Annotated in this window: 14 protein-coding genes; 5 read left to right on the forward strand and 9 right to left on the reverse strand. The window is 47.7% G+C overall.

Annotation, left to right across the window (positions count from 1 at the left end; genetic code table 11):
• Positions 1-101: 101 nt before the first annotated feature.
• From CYJ37_RS18480 to CYJ37_RS18505, 6 genes are all read right to left on the reverse strand, one after another.
• On the reverse strand, positions 102-893 hold the full coding sequence (locus tag CYJ37_RS18480) for an enoyl-CoA hydratase (protein WP_022543562.1): 792 nt from the start codon (positions 891-893) through the stop codon (positions 102-104).
• A 139-nt stretch (positions 894-1032) separates the two neighbouring features.
• Positions 1033-2646: a long-chain fatty acid--CoA ligase gene (locus CYJ37_RS18485; RefSeq protein WP_180827381.1), complete on the reverse strand. Its 1614-nt coding sequence runs from the start codon at positions 2644-2646 to the stop codon at positions 1033-1035.
• Between the two features lie 172 nt (positions 2647-2818).
• Positions 2819-4204 carry a protoporphyrinogen oxidase gene (locus CYJ37_RS18490; RefSeq protein ID WP_101550992.1) on the reverse strand — a complete coding sequence of 462 codons (1386 nt, stop codon included), beginning with the start codon at positions 4202-4204 and terminating at the stop codon, positions 2819-2821.
• 283 nt (positions 4205-4487) lie between these two features.
• Positions 4488-5993, reverse strand: a complete 1506-nt coding sequence (locus CYJ37_RS18495; protein ID WP_022543559.1) for a coproporphyrinogen III oxidase — start codon at positions 5991-5993, stop codon at positions 4488-4490.
• A 158-nt stretch (positions 5994-6151) separates the two neighbouring features.
• Complete coding sequence (locus CYJ37_RS18500; RefSeq protein WP_101550994.1) at positions 6152-7018, reverse strand: Cof-type HAD-IIB family hydrolase; 867 nt, start codon at positions 7016-7018, stop codon at positions 6152-6154.
• Positions 7019-7136: 118 nt separating this feature from the next.
• Entirely contained in the window at positions 7137-8051 is a 915-nt protein-coding gene (locus tag CYJ37_RS18505; protein WP_101550995.1) for a TIGR01777 family oxidoreductase, read from the reverse strand.
• A 169-nt stretch (positions 8052-8220) separates the two neighbouring features.
• Here CYJ37_RS18505 and CYJ37_RS18510 point away from each other — a divergent pair, with 169 nt between their 5' ends.
• Positions 8221-8418 carry an alpha/beta-type small acid-soluble spore protein gene (locus tag CYJ37_RS18510; protein ID WP_101550997.1) on the forward strand — a complete coding sequence of 66 codons (198 nt, stop codon included), beginning with the start codon at positions 8221-8223 and terminating at the stop codon, positions 8416-8418.
• A 175-nt stretch (positions 8419-8593) separates the two neighbouring features.
• Here the strand turns inward: CYJ37_RS18510 and CYJ37_RS18515 are convergent, their stop codons facing one another.
• From CYJ37_RS18515 to CYJ37_RS18525, 3 genes are all read right to left on the reverse strand, one after another.
• Positions 8594-9115, reverse strand: a complete 522-nt coding sequence (locus CYJ37_RS18515) for a D-glycero-alpha-D-manno-heptose-1,7-bisphosphate 7-phosphatase (protein ID WP_009795162.1) — start codon at positions 9113-9115, stop codon at positions 8594-8596.
• A gap of 791 nt (positions 9116-9906) precedes the next feature.
• Positions 9907-10263, reverse strand: a complete 357-nt coding sequence (locus CYJ37_RS18520) for a YlbF family regulator (protein ID WP_009795160.1) — start codon at positions 10261-10263, stop codon at positions 9907-9909.
• An 88-nt stretch (positions 10264-10351) separates the two neighbouring features.
• Positions 10352-11488, reverse strand: a complete 1137-nt coding sequence (locus CYJ37_RS18525) for a DUF445 domain-containing protein (protein ID WP_035403132.1) — start codon at positions 11486-11488, stop codon at positions 10352-10354.
• Between the two features lie 284 nt (positions 11489-11772).
• On the opposite strand from CYJ37_RS18525, the gene CYJ37_RS18530 reads away from it, so the two are divergent.
• From CYJ37_RS18530 to CYJ37_RS18545, 4 genes are read left to right on the forward strand one after another with little or no spacing between them, the layout of a single operon-like run.
• Positions 11773-13140 (forward strand): YheC/YheD family endospore coat-associated protein, encoded by a 1368-nt coding sequence (locus CYJ37_RS18530; RefSeq protein ID WP_257964247.1) that lies wholly within the window; start codon positions 11773-11775, stop codon positions 13138-13140.
• Between the two features lie 12 nt (positions 13141-13152).
• Positions 13153-14256: a YheC/YheD family endospore coat-associated protein gene (locus CYJ37_RS18535; protein WP_101551000.1), complete on the forward strand. Its 1104-nt coding sequence runs from the start codon at positions 13153-13155 to the stop codon at positions 14254-14256.
• Positions 14234-15601: a YheC/YheD family endospore coat-associated protein gene (locus CYJ37_RS18540; RefSeq protein WP_009795156.1), complete on the forward strand. Its 1368-nt coding sequence runs from the start codon at positions 14234-14236 to the stop codon at positions 15599-15601. The genes CYJ37_RS18535 and CYJ37_RS18540 overlap by 23 nt, the downstream gene beginning before the upstream one ends.
• Positions 15598-16716, forward strand: a complete 1119-nt coding sequence (locus CYJ37_RS18545) for a YheC/YheD family protein (RefSeq protein ID WP_009795155.1) — start codon at positions 15598-15600, stop codon at positions 16714-16716. The genes CYJ37_RS18540 and CYJ37_RS18545 overlap by 4 nt, the downstream gene beginning before the upstream one ends.
• Positions 16717-16787 lie beyond the last annotated feature (71 nt).

Below are 16787 nucleotides of genomic sequence, written 5' to 3' on the forward strand. Positions count from 1 at the left end.
ATCAAAATAATAAGAGCCGGACGAAAGGAGCATCCCCTTTTGTCCGGCTCTTATTTTTAGGAACCTGAACAGTTTTATTAATTCCAGAATCAGACTGCAGCTTATTTTCCTTTAAATACCGGCTTTCTTTTTTCTATGAAAGCTTTAATGCCTTCCTGATGATCTTCTGTGCTGCGCATTTTGTATTGTCCATGTTTTTCAAGCTCAAGCATTTTAAGAAGCTGCGGCCGATTTTTTTCTGCGAGGATCTTTTTGGTCTTGATCATGGCAGACACGGGCTTTGAAAGCCAATTTTCAATTTTTGCGTTAAGGGCTTCTTCAATATTGCCAACAGCAATTTCATGGATGAGGCCATTCTGAAAGGCCTCTTCGGCCGGCATTGCTTTTCCTTCCCAGATCAGATGCTTTGCTTTATCCTCACCAAGCTTGCGCTCAAGGAAGAAATGCGAGCCTCCATCAGGAATCAGCCCGATGCCGATAAAGTTCATGGCAAGCTTGCTTGATTTGTCGGCCAATATATAGTCTGTAGCCAGCGCCAGGCTGAATCCAAGCCCGGCGGCTGCCCCAGTCACAGAGCTGATTGTCAGCTTCGGCATGGTATAGAGTGTGATGACAAGATCGCTGATGCAGTCCATCACTGTGTAGAAATCGCTTTCATTTGTGGACGAAAGCATCGTTTTAATATCGCCGCCGGAGGAAAAGGCTCTTCCGCTTCCTTTAAGCACGACGATGTCGACATTTTCATCTGTACTGATCTGCTTCAGGTTTGCAGCCAGTCCTCTGATCATTTCCTCATCCAGTGCGTTCAGGGATTCCGGCCTGTTCATCTCAACCACTGCCACCCTGTTTTTGATGGATACCTTCACAGTTTCTGTATTGCATTCTATTGCCATATCCGCAGCCTCCTTGGTCATAGTTATCTCTATTATAAAGATAGGCGGAACCATTATAAAGTTTTTATCGAATAATTTGAAATATTGTCATATTTAGCCGTAAGAAAAGGCAGAGGTGGTTCACTCTGCCTTGCTTCCTCTAATTTGCGGCCAGCTGCTGCTGGACTTGATCCCGCAGGGCCATTTTAAGGAATTTTCCTACAGACGTTTTCGGGATTTCCTCCATGAATAAGATTTCATCAGGCAGCCACCATTTTGCAAACTGAGGCTGAAGGAAATCATAGAGCTCCTGTTTATCCAAACCTTTATGGCTGTCTTTCAGCACCACACAGGCCACAGGCCGTTCCTGCCATTGTTCATGCGGGACTGCTACAACAGCCGCTTCAAAAACGGCTTCGTGTGCCATCAAAGCATTTTCAAGATCAACCGAGCTGATCCATTCACCGCCGCTTTTGATCAGGTCCTTTGTCCTGTCGACGATCTTCATAAAGCCTTCTTCATCAAGGGTGACCACGTCCCCTGTATAAAGCCAGCCATCCTTGAAGGCTTCGTCAGTCCGGTCATCTTTATAATATTCCGAGGCAATCCACGGTCCGCGGATCGCAAGCTCCCCCATTTCCTTGCCGTCCCATTTGACCTCACCGTCTTTTCCGACTGCCTTCATTTCCAGCCCTGGAACAAGGATTCCCTGCTTCGCTTTGATATCAAGCTTTTCTTCAACAGACAAATCCTCCTGATAGCTCTTTAAGGTTGAAATCACCACAAGCGGGCTTGTTTCTGTCATGCCATATGCATGCATGAACGGAATCTTATGCTTTTGCTCAAATGCTTTAATCATGCCTTTCGGCGCTGCAGATCCCCCGCAAAGAATAGATCTGAGGCTTGACATGTCATATTCATTCTCATCAAGCTCCTTCAGCAGTCCAAGCCAGATGGTCGGCACGCCGGCTGTGATGGTTACTTTTTCACTTTGTACCAGTTCTGCCAAAAGCTTTGGCGTGAAATATGGTCCAGGCATGACAAGCGAGGTTCCGAACCACACGGCCGCGAACGGAAGTCCCCATGCATTGACATGGAACATCGGCACAACAGGCATGGCAATATCCTTCTCGCTTACTGCTGCACTGTCTGCCATCCCCAATGCCATGCTGTGCAGGACAATGCCCCTGTGGGAATAGATGACCCCTTTCGGATTACCGGTCGTCGCAGAGGTATAGCACATTCCGGCCGGGCTGTTCTCATCAAGGTCATCAGGATACTCATAATCGCTTCTGCCTGTTTCAAGAAACTCTTCGTAATGATAAACCGGGGAAAGCGTGGTTTCCGGCAGCTGGCCTTCATCCCCCATGATGATATAGGCCTTCACCGTAGACAGCTCCTGCTGGCATTTCTCGATGAGCGGGACAATATCAGGATCTATCAGTAATACTTTGTCTTCTGCATGATTGATAATATAGGAAATATGCTGTGGGGAGAGTCTGATATTGATGGTATGCAGCACAGCGCCGCTGCAGGGAATAGCAAAATAGGCCTCTAGATGCCGGTGGTGGTTCCAGGCCAGGGTACCGACCTTATCGCCCCTTTCCACCCCGATTGATTCAAGGGCTGCTGCCAGCTTCTTCGTCCTTTCGGCGATTTGCCTGTAAGTGAAACGGTGAAAGCCTGAGCCTGTTCTAGATACTACTTCTTTCTTCGGAAAATACTTTTCTGCTCTTTTAATCATTTGCGTCATCGTTAAAGGCGTCTGCATCATCAATATAATCTACCTCCCCATAGTAAACGCTTACATAATTATTTAAAGCTTATGATTCCTTCTGCCTATAACATTCTCTATACTTCCTGAATCTCCTTTATTTTAACAGAAATTTCTGTCATCTAACACTAAAATTCAGGCGGCCTCCTTATGGAAAGCCGCCTCTCTCTTACTATATTTTTTCCGCAATCATTTCAGCGGTTTTCTGGCCGTTGGCGATGCAGGCAGCAATGCCTACACCATAATAAGAACAGCCGGCGATTAGGACATTAGGATAATGTTCTGTCAGGCTGTCAGTGAGCGATTCCACAGCTTCCCCATGCTTGAGCGAATAGTTCGGCATTAGATTATTCCAGCGTGTCACTTCCACCATGGCCGGCTGTGCAGAAATACCGAGGCTCTTTTTCACATCATTCAATGCTTCTTCTACAAACCCGTCCCTGTCCAGCCCGTTCAGGTATGCATAATTTGGATTGGAGCTTTTGTAGAAAAGCCGGAGCAGAAGCTGGTGCCTCTCTGAAGTGTGACTCCACTTTCGGCTCGTCCATGTGCAGGCATTGCACTTAAGATCGCTTCCTTCAGAAACAATGAAGCCTGTGCCATCTGCGGGCAGCTCGCTGTCAGGGATATCGAAACCAAGATAGATGCTTGTGAGAGAAGAGTTCTTCAGCTCGGCAAATGCAGGATCCAAGCGGTCATCCCGAAGCAGCTTTTCGGCTGCATCATGGGGAGTGCTCAGGATCACATAGTCTGCGGTAATGCTTTCCCTGTTGGAAAAAGCAATCGTGTATTGCCCGCCATGTTTCTCTATTTTTTCGACCGCCGCCCCTTTAAGAATTTCAGCTTCTGTCAATGCTTCCTCCAGCCTGTCGATGAGGACAGATAGTCCGCCTTTAAAGGAAATGAACTTCTTGCTGCCGGAGGATTGAAACTTCTTTTTATTTTCGGACAGCCCGCGGATAATGCTGCCGTATTTATTTTTATATTCAAGCAGGTAAGGAAGCGTCGTGGCCATCGTCAGCTCGTTCAGCTTCCCTGAATAGACGCCTGACAGAACAGGAGAAACCTGGTATTCGACCAGCTCCCTGCCCAGAAAGCTTTCAAGGAAAAGGCCGATTGAGCTGTCCTTTGTGAATTCCTTATTTTTGCTGACAAGGTCCTTCAGGGCACGCACTTTTCCTTTAAAGGAAATCAGCGGGCTGCTGAATAATGACTGCACACTTGTCGGGATGCCGAAAACAGTGTCTTCGGGGATTTTCACCAGCCGGTTTTTCGAATATAGATAGGATGTGCCGGTTGCATTGTAGACCACTTCTTCATGCAGCTTCAGCTCGTCCAGCAACTGGAGGATGCTTTCATTTCGGGCAACAACCGAATCCGCCCCTGTTTCCATGATATATTCGCCTCTTTTTACAGTCGCAATCTTGCCTCCCAGTTCCCCGCCTTTTTCTGCGAGTATCAGGTTAAGCGGCAGATTCTTTTCCCGCTTCAGCTTTTGCAGATAATACATGGCAGAAAGCCCGGTGATGCCTCCGCCGATTACCACTGCTGTCTTCATTATATTCACTCCTCAAACGGATCGATGATCTGGCGCCATATGCTTATTTTACTATAATTCAAATCAAGAATAAGCCTTGCCCAGGCTTGCTTTGTGTATAGATTGTGTCAATTGGAACGGCGCTTGGCGCAGCCAATAAAAAACGACTCTCAGAAGAGAATCGCCTTTTTCCATTATATGCTTTCCCTCTCTTTTTCACAAATATGCCGCAAGTTCAAAGGCATATAATCCAGGAGAACAAACAAATGACAGGAGCCGGGGCACCTGCCATTCAGTGTCCAGCTCAGGCTTGCTCCCTGCTGAACAGATCTTCAAGAATCTTGATTTTCTCTTCGGTATAATGCTTAAAGCTGTCATTATAGGATTTTGGATCCTTTGGATTAGCGAGCTGGGAGATCGTGCCTGTCACAGGGTGCACAAATTTGCTTGATGCCCCGCAGCCAAGACCGATGATCGTCTGCTGCTCTTCCATGATCATGATATTATAAAGGCTTTCCTGGTTTTTCAGGGCATAGCCGACATTTTCAAGATTGCCAAGGATGTTTTTCTGACGGTACAGATAATACGGCGCATAGTCATGCTTTTCTGTCCATTCTTCTGCAAGATCCATCATCCGCACGATTTCATCTCTGTCTGCTACTTTATACCGCTGTTTATTCCGGGTCATTTCAGACGCCCTTTTAAATGAAAGCGTATGGACCGTCAAGGACTCCGGCATCAGCTTTTCTGTTTCATCCAGTGTGTGCTGGAACTCAGGGACTTCTTCGCCTGGAAGGCCGATGATCAGGTCCATATTGATATTGTTCATGCCCATGCCGCGGGCCAGGTGGAACTTATCAATCGTCTCTTCTACGGTATGATGGCGGCCGATCGCTTTAAGCGTTTCCTGGATGTAAGACTGAGGATTGATGCTGATACGGTCGATGTTCCACTTTTTCAGAACCTCAAGCTTTTCAGGGGTAATCGTATCCGGTCGGCCTGCTTCCACCGTGATTTCCCTGATATCTTTTACATCCGGGAAGGATTCGTACATTTCCTCATAAAGCATATCCATTTCCTCGGCAGTAATGCTTGTTGGTGTTCCTCCGCCGTAGTATACGGTCGTAATCTTGATCCCGTTTTCCTTCAGCCATTTGCCGACCTCGCGCATTTCATAATGGAGCCCGCCCAGGAAAGAATCGACAGAGCCCTGGCGGCCATTGATCGCATATGCCGGGAACGTGCAATATGCACATTTCGTTGGGCAGAAAGGAATGCCGATATAGATGCTTACTTCCTTCTTCAGCTCATATAAGTCAGGGATGACGGCCAGCTGGCGGTCCACGATCTTCTGCATCAGCTCGATCTTTTCATCGGTGATCAGATACTCCTCTTTCAGCTGGCGATGGGCTTCCGCCAGAGGTGTCCCCTTCTGGACATGGCGGTGCAGGAGCTTGGTGGGCCGTACACCTGTGAGAATTCCCCACTTTTGTGTGATGCCGGTATAATCCTGGAGCACCATCAAATACACGCGGGAAACAGCCTTGATCAGCTGTCTGAAATACTCTTTTTCCGTACTCCATCCCTCAAGCTCTTTCTCATAGGAAGCTTCTTCGCTATTTCCGCTTCGGTCACTCAGGACGGCCCGTACTTTCACCATTTCATCAACTTCCACTTTAAACGCAATATGGAGGTCCTCATCCCCAACCGGCTTCCTGCTCACTTCACATTCTTCGAAAAAGAGGTTTGCTATATTGCCCATCGGGCGGTCAAATCTCTCATGATCCAGCCCTTCTATATAAATACGCACATTCATCACCTTTTTTTTTGTGGTCTAAAAGAATCTCAACATAAAAACAAAAACCTCCCATAAGTGTACAAAAAGGGGGAGGGGAGGTCAACAGGTTCAAATAGTGACAGGCACCTATACCAGCAGCCTTCACTGGTATAGGTGCCTGTCACCCTCTTTCATTTCAGCAGATTCATTTTTTTGAGGAATTCGATAGGGTGCTGTTTGCGGAAGTGTTCTTTTACCATATAGGCGACCCCGTTTTCATTATTGGATCTGGTCAGCCAGTCGGCCGCAAGCTTCAATTCTGCCGGGGCATTGCCCATGGCAACGCCGAGGCCTGCTGCCTTTACCATGTCCACATCGTCGATTCCGTCGCCGATGACGACCATTTCGCTTAAGTCCACCCCAAGCTGGTTGCCGATATGGAGCAGGCCGCTCAGCTTGGAAATCCCTGCAGGGACGATATCGAGCCTCTGGTCGCTCAGCCTGACGGTGTCAGCCTCAGAATACATATTTGAGATTGCCTTTTGAGCGTCTTCAAGATCCTTCTTGGATTCAAAGAACACCTCGATTTTCGGAACCGAAGCCGGATCATCAAGAAGGATATCACTGACCGATTCAACAAACTGCTGTGAATAAAAGATGGGATCCCCGGCCGTGAATACGGTTTTCGCAAGTATATTATGGTTGAGCTTTGTTTTATTCGCGAGTGAGAATTGCTCATGCAGCAGCCTGATCTGGCAAGGGAATCCTTCAAGCAGCCTGACAATCTCATACGTAATCGTTTCCGGCAGTTTTTTTGAAAAGATCGGCATTTTGACAGTATTGCCGATGAATGCACCCCTGTGCGTTACCAGATAAGAATTGATCTTCAGTGCTTTTGCCACTTTTTTTGCAGAAGGAAAACTTCTTGACGTAACGAGCGTGACATAAATTCCTTTCTGCTGTACATAATCAATCGCTTCCCTTGTTGATCTGTGCAGTTTCCCATTGGACTGAAGCAGCGTGCCCTCTATGTTTAAAGCAAGAAGCTTATATATCATCCCATTGCCCCCTATTCTCGATGTAATTCTGTCCTTATTCACTTTTATGAAAAGGAGAGCAGGAATAGAACAGGGCCAGGGAAAGAAATGTCCAGCCCCTCAAAGCGGGATTCCTCGCTTAAACCAGGTCTCGAAGTGCTTTTTCCAGATCGGTATATTGAAAGGCAAATCCATTGTCCAGCAGCCGTTTCGGCACACAATTCCTTCCGGTCAGGGCGAGTTCAGGCTCTGCCCGCATAAAGAGATAGGCGCCGGCCTTTACGAAAGGAGACGGAGCAGGGGGCGACCAGCCTTTGTTCAGAACCTTGCGGAGAGTTTGCATGAACTCTTTATTTCTCACTGGATGCGGCCCTGTGGCATTATACACCCCGCTGTACTCCGGGTCTTCGATCGCATTTAGAAACATAGAGTTCAAATCGTCTATATGAAGCCAGCTGATATACTGCCTCCCGGAGCCGATCGTGCCTCCAAGTCCCATCCGGGCAAGCTTTACCAATGGTTCCAGTGCGCCTCCATCCCTGCCAAGCGCAAACCCGATCCTCAAGAGAACCTGCCTTGTATGGGGAAGCCTGTCCCCCGAGAAAAACTCACCTTCCCAAAGCTTGCACACTTCCGGCGAAAAACCATCAGCAAGAGGCGACTCTTCATCACATACTTCCTCGGTATCCCCAAAAATGGCCAGTGAACCCGCCTGCACGAACACCTGCGGAGGCTGTTCTGCTTTCAATACAGCTTCCTTCAGCACTCTCACAGAATCAAGCCTGGACTCAATGATCTCCCGTTTATTTTTTTCAGTATAAATGCAGTTGACGCTCTTTCCGGTAAAATTAACAACTGCACAGCTTCCGTCAATCCGGTCCACCCAGCGTGCATCCATATTTTTCCCATCCCAGCGGATAAATTCCGCCCCATCCTTAAAGCCTTCTTTTCCCCTGGAAAGAACGGTGACTTCATAGCCGCGCCCAAGCAGAAAATTAGTCAGGCTTTCCCCAAGAAAACCGCTTCCCCCGGCCAGGATTACTCTTTTAGACATAATGGCAGCGCCTCCCTAAATCCACAAATATCGTTAAGAAAAGTATAGCAGGAAACACCCCGCCCTTTAAAGCCATTAATTACCAGTTGCCTCTATGAATAATTGCTTTGCAAGAACTTAAACTATAAATGTTCCAAACAATAAAATTACACCAAGGAGATGACTCAACATGGCAAGAAGCAATAATTCCAATCAATTACTTGTACCAGGTTTTGAAGCAGCTGTTCAGCAAATGAAACAGGAAATCGCGTCTGAGTTCGGAGTAAACCTTGGAGCAGAAACAACTTCAAGAGCAAACGGCTCTGTCGGCGGAGAAATCACCAAGCGTCTTGTGCAGATGGCTGAACAGCAGCTTGGCGGCAGGTAGAGAAGCGGAGGCGGCTTGCCCAGAGCCGACAAGCATAAGACGCGCCAGAATAAAAGGCGTTTTTTGCCTTTAATTCTGGCGTGGCTTATGACTCGAGGCTCTAGCCGCCGAAGCTGGACAGTGATCGAAGCATTCTACTATACTCCAAGAAAAGCCGCTTATCCAGGCGGCTTTTCTACTGCATTTCAAGAATCGGCTTTGCTGCCTCCCATAAAGTATCTGCCTGGATATCTGCTTTGGTCGGGCCAGGACCGATGAAAGCCGTTTTGCACCCGGCCTTGATCCCTGCTTCGATATCACGCTCATGGTCTCCCACCATATAGCTTTCTGACAGATTGATATCATATCTTTCCGCCAGCTCCAGTATCATCCCCGCATTCGGCTTCCGGCACTCACAGCCTGCCTTTGGTTTATGCGGGCAATAAGCGACTTCTGTGATATGGCCGCCCTTTTCCCTGACAAGCTTCTGGAGCCGTTCATGGACTCTATGGAGATCTTTTTCCTTCATGAATCCCAGCCCGACGCCGCCCTGGTTGGTCACACCGAATACTTCATAGCCTGCTTCATTGAATAAAGCCACCGCCTCGGCAGCCCCCTCGAGCAAATACAGCTGCTCCGGTTTGTTGACAAACTTAACCCGGTGGGAAAGAACCTCATTCAATACACCATCCCTGTCCAGGAAAATAGCCTTCTTCATCTTGTCATCCCTCCTATCGTTTTCCTCTATTTATAATGTATCCGATGCTGAGGGAGATATAAACGCCGCTCGCCGGTAAAATTTAATTGTTGAAAAACAGATTCCAAAGTGCTGATATTGATATGATGAGCATGAGCAAAATGATTCCCTTGGCGCTGATCGGACTTAGGATTTATTATATCCTTCATGGAAAAAATCAGCAGACAAAGAAGAAATGCCATCAGAAGTGAACATTTCTATGTGATATTGAACAGGACCCCCGGCTGGAGGTCCTGTTTTTGTGTTTGCAGAAGGAATTCGGGCGTTTATTTGCGGGTTTTTTGGTTGATGTGCAGCCTTACGTGTTCATTCGCAGCTTCATTTTGGGGTTATTAGCAAGTTTTTCATTTTATTAGCAACTTTCAGCTTTTATTAGCAACTTTTTCATTTTATTAGCAACTTTTCCAGTATATTAGCAACTTTCAGCTTTTATGAGCAACTCTTTAAAAACAAGTCCGCTGCTCTTATTTGCGACTTTTCCGGTTTATTTGCGACTTTCCGATTTTATTTGCGAGTTTCTCAATATATTTGCGACTCAGCCAAACGCCACGTCTTGTCGCAGCGTCTGCATGACCCCCAACCTGGGGGCCTCAAGACGATCCTGCCGAAAAGCGTTTTTTGCCTTCTTGGCGGGATTGACTTGTGACCTCGAGGGGGTAGGCGCAGCTGCTAGACAGTTATCAGAAATTGAAAAGATAGACTTTCTTATCTATTGAAAAAGGAGCGCCATGGGCGCCCCTTTGAATATCAGCCTAGTTGTTTTCCATTGAGCCGTAAAGCTCTTCCAAAGGCTTCATGATGATTTGGTTAAGTTCAGTGATGGCCATGCTCATGCGCTGTTCTGCTTCCATCAGTTTAGAAATGGTTTCATGCTGCTGCACGAGTGCTACCGTTTTTTGGGCCTGCTCCACTTCTTCCTGAGAGATTTCCTGGCCGGACATCTGTTTCTGCTGAAGCTCCATTTGGATGTTGCGGAAGTTTTCGAACATGGTTCTTGCAGATTCATCAGAATTGACTTCATCATAGATTTTTTTCAAATTCGTATATTCATCGCTCTGACGAATTGCTTTCTCAAGTTCATACGCTGAATCGTGTAAGTTTACTGCCATTTTGCCTAACAACTCCTTTTCGGTTTGAACAATCCACTCCACTATAACAAACTATAAATCAGAATGCGAGGAAGCCACTTTATAGTCCTCAGATGAATAAAACCAGGAAGCCCTGCAGGAGACCGATTATTCCGCCAAGGAGCGCCCCAAGGTAAGTGATCATCTTCAGCTCTCTCCGGCTGATGGACAGCACCATCTCCTCCAGCCTTTCCACTGAGAAGCTTTCGACCTGCTGCTTGATGATGTCTGCAAGGTGCAGCCTTTCCATAATGATGTCCATCCTGTTTGAAAGCCACTCTCCGGCCATGCCTACCAATCCCGGCACAGCTTTCTCGACAAGCGTCTCTGTGAAAGGCTCTGCCAGCTTGCTGAGCGGGGTATCCATCAGATCATCTGCTTTGATGATTTTGCGCACATACAGCTTGATCGATTTTATGATATTTTTCCGTTCGAACTGTTCTTCGATTCTTGCCGCTTCCCAGTCAAGCACCTTCATCCATTCTTTTTGAAGAAGGGCTGCAATCATATCCTTTGTGCCTTCACTTCTTAGGAACTTAATGATTTCAGGCTGGATTTTGTCAGCAAGATTGACATTGCCCATAACCATCTGAAGCATATTTCCAAGCACCCCGCTCCGTCCCTTGACAAAATCATCAACAAGACGCTGGATTCTCATTTTTCCTTCAATGCTTGAAAAATAATCTTCACCCTTCTGTGCTATATAGTCACTGATAACAGGGATGCGGGATTCCGCCTTGGCTAGGAGCTCAGGGGCCAATACCTCTTTTATTGGCTTATGGCGGTATTTATCCATCAGCGTTTCGTATTTCTTTTCAATGAAAGCATCAAGCTGCTCTTCTGCCTTCGCTTTGCCATCTTCAAAACCGAGCTTGCCAAGGAGCTCAGCAGGCGTTTTCTCTGTATTCAAAAGACGGGCAATTTCCTTCTTCGCCAGATTTTCAGCTTCTTTCTGGAAATCGCCATTAACGAATTTCCTCTTGATGCTCTCTGGCGTCAGCAAGTGGTTTACAACTATTTTGCCCATCTGCTCTGCGAGTTCGCTTCTGCGTTTGGGAATCAATCCAGGGGTAAAGGGGATTTGGCGTTTACCAAGATACAGCGGCTTGTAGGGCCTAAAAAGCATCATGATGGCAAGTGAATTGGTAAGTCCTCCTATCACAGCCCCTATGACGACCATCAATAATATCGTTAATCCAGTTTGCATAAGTTTGTATTCAACTGCCTTCCTTCACGTTTTAAGATGTATTGAAAATGGCCGCAATAATCACATCTCTGCCCATTTTACATATGATAGCCTATCAGCAGCCGCCTAAAACAACATTCATCATACCATAAACCAGCCCGCCATTCCCGAATCAGAAATCCAAAAACAGGCCTACTCCTTATAATAGGCTAATTCCCCGGTTTTTTACAAATCCGAAGCGGGCGGGATGCCTGCGGGAATGTTGGATGCCGGCGCTTTTAAAATTTTATAAATGGGGAATTTCCATGTCTTTGTCTTTTCTTACTATTACGTTTGTTCCTGGGAAAATGTTTCAGGATAAAGACGTGATTAAAGTCAGCCATTCCCTTTATCATTACTGGAGCCTTGATGCGGACCGGGATTTAACTTTAAAAATAGGCAAAAAGGAACGCCTGGTTGCGATAGAGCCTGCTTCCATTCCAAAAGATGAGATTCATATGGATTCAGGGCTGTTCAGTTATTTTCAGCTTGCGGAAGAAGACATCCGCCTGATTGTCCAGTATGCCGGAGGGGACAGACGGCTTGCCGCCGGCCCCATCATCGGCCTGATGACAGAGGCCAGTGAAGACCATGAAGAAGTCAGCTTCCGGTCTGTCCATTCCTTTTGCGGAGAACTGCAGGCTGGAATAGAGGAATTTGGCGGCATATTTTATGTGTTTCATATAAAAGACTTTCGAGAAAGCGGCCTTTCCGGCTATTGCTGGCGGGATGGCCGCTGGGTGAAGGAGCAGGTCCCCTTCCCCACAGTGATTTATAATCGAATCCATTCCCGGAAGCTTGAGTCCGGCAAGTATTTCGGGAATTTTAAATATAAATTGCAGGAGCTGGGCATCCCGATGTTCAATGACTGCTTTCTTTCAAAAGATCTGGTCTATGATATCCTCGCCGGGGAGGAGCATATGAAGCCATACCTCCCCGAGACCCGCCTGCTTGGCGCCCGGACACTGGAAAATATGCTCAGCCGCTATCATGAAGTTTTTATCAAGCCGGTGAACGGGAGCCAGGGCAGAAACATTGTCCGGCTCTCCCTGGCTGAGAATAAGCTATCTGCATCGTTCTCTTCTGCCGGCGCGAAAGATGCAGGAAAATCCTTTCCAGACTGTGCTGCTTTCTTCAAATGGTTTGAACCCCAGCTCAGGACGAGGGTGTATCTGGTCCAGGAACCGATCCAGCTGGCGAGCCTGAATGGGAGGCAGCTGGATTTTCGTGTTTTATGCCATAAAGGCCCGCAGAACAGCTGGCGTGCCACTTCTGCGGTTGCAAGGATTTCCGCTGAGCAGCAATTCGTCAGCAATATTGCCCGGGGCGGAGAAACAATGAATCCGGTCAAAGCCCTTACCCTTATAGCAGACAAGGCCACTGCCGTTCAGCAGGCAGCATTAATGAAGGAATTAGCTGTTGAAGCGGCAGGGATCATCAGTAATGCTTCAGAAGGGATTGTAGGGGAGCTTGGCATGGATCTTGGCATTGACCGGCAAGGAAAGCTTTGGATCATTGAAGCCAATTCCAAGCCCTCCAAGAATTTCGAGGAAGCCGACCAAAGAATCAGGCCTTCAGCCAAGGCACTTATAGAATATTTTATTTGGCTGTCCTTTCAGGCAGCCAAAAGCTGAGGAGGAAAAAAGATGCGCTCATTGGGATTCATGTCCCTTCGCTCAACAAGCGAAAAAGCTTATGCAACCGAAATTGCCAAAAGGGCCCGGAGCTGCGGGATCGAATGCTTCCGTTTTATCCCCTCAGCGATCGATCCGAGAACAGAGCTCATTTCAGGCGAAAAATACGACCCTGATAAAGAAGACTGGGAAACAGCATCTTTTCCCCTGCCGGATGTGCTGTATGACCGGTGCTTTTACGGAAATGATCCGCATTCCCGGCAATGCCGTTCAATCGTCCATTACTTAAAAAACCGCAGTGATATCCTGTTTCTTGGCCACGGGCTGCCCAATAAATTGGAACTGTACAAAATCCTTGCCCAGTCGACGCTGGCCCCATATATCCCCAAAAGCATACATGCCCAGTCCGCCGGCCAGGTCCTTCAGCCATCATCCCTGGTCAGCCCAATGATCTTAAAGCCTGCCAATGGTTCGCAGGGAGCGGGCATTTATTATCTTGAGATGCAGAAGGATGGCCTTCTCGTCAAAACCGATACACCAGAAAAGCAGATTTCCCGCCTATTCGCTGATCAGAAGAAGGCTGCCGTGTGGCTTGGACAGCTTCTGTCCGGAAACAGCTATCTGCTTCAGCCCTATCTGCCGCTCTCAAACGAGGACAATCAGCCGTTTGATATCAGGATCCTTCTGCAGAAAAATGAAGCTGGAAAGTGGCGTGAAATGGGCAGGGGTGTAAGGGTCGGGAGGGAAAATGGAATCATCTCCAATTTGAGTGCAGGATCAGCAGTCTCCTCTTTTGAGACATGGCTGGAAAACAGCAGCGTCAGTTCAAGCCGCTTTCTGCGCGCAGAATTGAGCGAGATATCCAAAGCGCTGCCTGAAATCCTTGAGCATGCTCTCCCTCCCCTTTTTGAAATTGGTTTGGATATTGGAATCGCCAGGGATGGGGCCATCTGGATCCTCGATGTCAATTCCAAGCCGGGCCGGAAGGTCATCCTCGAAACAGATCCAGATAAAAAAGAAGCCCTGTACAGAGCCCCGCTTTTATATGGAAAGCTTTTAACATCTGCCGGGCAGGCTGAGAGGAGGAAAAACAGTGAGAAAACAGTATCCCATTGAAATCAAGGAAGGAAGAGAGAATACAGTCTGGTGCCCGCGTGAGGTGATTGAACAACAGTCCCTTGAAAAAATTGCCTTCGGCGCCTGCACAGAGGAGGCGGAATTTCTCCCGACTCCCGGCGATAAATATATTGTAAGCATCAGCAGCGATCTCGCAGCCAAATTGAAGCTGCCTGATCTCGGCATCCCGCTGCATTTATTTTCAGAAGGAGAGACACTTTTCATCGGACCGCTGGTCGGCATATTCACATCAGGGTTCACCCCCTTTCCGCTCAGGCCGATCGGAGAAAGGACAATATTTTTTTCCAAGCTCCTTTCCGTCAATAAAGCCGTCGGCGCATTGCCGTTCTTATTTGGCGAGCAGCATATCGACTGGGATGCAGGCACAATCAAAGGCCATATCTATCATAAAGAAGGATGGGCAACTGTTGAGCTTCCTTTCCCAAATGTCGTGTATGACCGGCTGCCCAACAGGAAATCCGAAAGGCTGGCAGAACTGAAGCGAATCAAAGACCGGCTGCAAAAGGACTACCTGATCCCCTGGTATAACCCCGGCTTTTTCAATAAGCTTGACGTATTCGAGCGGCTTCAGCAGGAGGAAGCGGCAGTTCCCTATCTGCCGGAAACCCATGCCTTCTCTTCCTTTTCTGTGATTGAACGGATGCTGGGCGACTATGGCCATGTCTATATCAAACCGGCAAACGGAAGCCTTGGCCTCGGGATCCGCCAGGTGATCTATGACCGGGAGGAAGGCTTTTATTATTGCCGTTACCGCGACAATGAAGACGAAAACAGGCTGAGAAAATTCCATACCCTGGAATCGCTCATGCACCATGTTTTCCGGCGCAGCAATCTGAACAGCATGATTGTCCAGCAGGGCATCCATCTGCTTCGGCATGAGCAGCGCTCGATCGATTTCCGTGTCCATACAAATAAAGATGAAAGCGGAGAGTGGAAGGTAACAGCCATTGCCGCAAAAGTGGCGGGTCTTGGCAGTGTAACGACACATGTCAAAAACGGCGGGGAAATTAAAACCCTTTCTGAGGTCTGCACAAGCCGCATGATGGAGCAGGAGTTTACAGAAAAGCTGTCAAAGGCTGCTCTGGGACTCAGCAGGGTGCTTGAGACGCAGCTTGAAGGAATTATTGCCGAAATCGGCTTTGATCTCGGAATTGACCGAAAAGGGAATGTGTGGCTGTTTGAAGCCAACTCCAAGCCGGGCAGGAGTATCTTCAAGCATCCGGAGCTGAAGGAATTTGATTATTTAACAAGAAAAATGTCCCTTGATTTTGCCGTGTTTTTAACAGAACAGGCGATATCCCGCCCTGAGGAAATCTTTAAATGACAGCCCCGTTAAGCCAGGAACTTAAACGGTGGCTAAGCTCCCCTGAAGGAGGAGAAAGAACCGCCTTCCAGCTGAAGAGGCCGGAATCAGGCGGGCCCATTGCCGGGATCCTTGCCAGCAGAAAATCGGAAAGCACACTGGCAGGCAACAGCCGGCTATTCAAGGACATACAAAGAGAGATGCTGTCACGGGGCGGCATCTCAGTTGTATTTGCACCGGAAGATATATCAGGTGATGGAGCCGAAGGAATCGTCTACCTGCCTGGCCAGGATGCATGGTCCCTTGTGTCTGCCCCCCTTCCTGATATCATCTACAACCGCATCCCTTTCAGAAAAAGTGAACAGACCGGGAGCTTCCGCAAAGCTGCTGCCTTTTTCCAGGCTAAGAAGATCCCTTTCTTTAATCCATGTTTTCTAGAAAAATTCGAATGCTATTCAAAATTAAAACAAGAACCTGGATTAACAGGCTTTTTGCCGGATACCATCCTTATTGGCAGCGGCCGGGAGCTGGAGTCATTCCTTATGAAGCATAATGATATTTATATTAAGCCAAACAGCAGCTTTAAGGGAAAGGGGATTATAAGAGCCGGAATGGATCATGATGGAATGGTCCTGGCGAAGGACTTGAACGGACAGACCCGGCATTCTGACTTCGGACATTTTTGGGAAGATTGGAGATCTGTCTTTGAGGAACAGGCATTTATTGCACAAGAGGCCGTTTATGCTGCCACAGCGGACGGGCAGCGGAATGATTTCCGGATACTCGCACATGGCCAGGCAGGCAAGTATGAGGTGACAGGCATAGGCATCCGGCAGGCTGCAGTGGAAGATATAACGACTCATATCCCCAATGGTGGCAGGCTGATCCCTTATAATGATTACCGCACACCAGCACATGATGAATTCATTAAGAAGGCTGTCCAATTGGCTGGTAAATCCCTGTCCCGCGAAATGGGATGGTTCGGGGAATTCTCCATGGACGCAGGCTATGACGGCAATGGACGCTATGTTATTTATGAAATCAATTCCAAGCCGATGAAGTTTGATGAAGAGAATATTGAAACTGAAAGGATCAGAAGGCTTGCTGACATACTATTTGATAAGGCGGTCTATTGAAACGGGCATCCTGGCAGGTGCCCTTTACTTTTTCGTTGGGGTATGGACAGAAAACGATTACAATGGAGGAA

It is taken from the genome of Bacillus sp. UMB0728, from assembly GCF_002858875.1.
GTDB lineage: Bacteria > Bacillota > Bacilli > Bacillales > Cytobacillaceae > Bacillus_AB > Bacillus_AB infantis.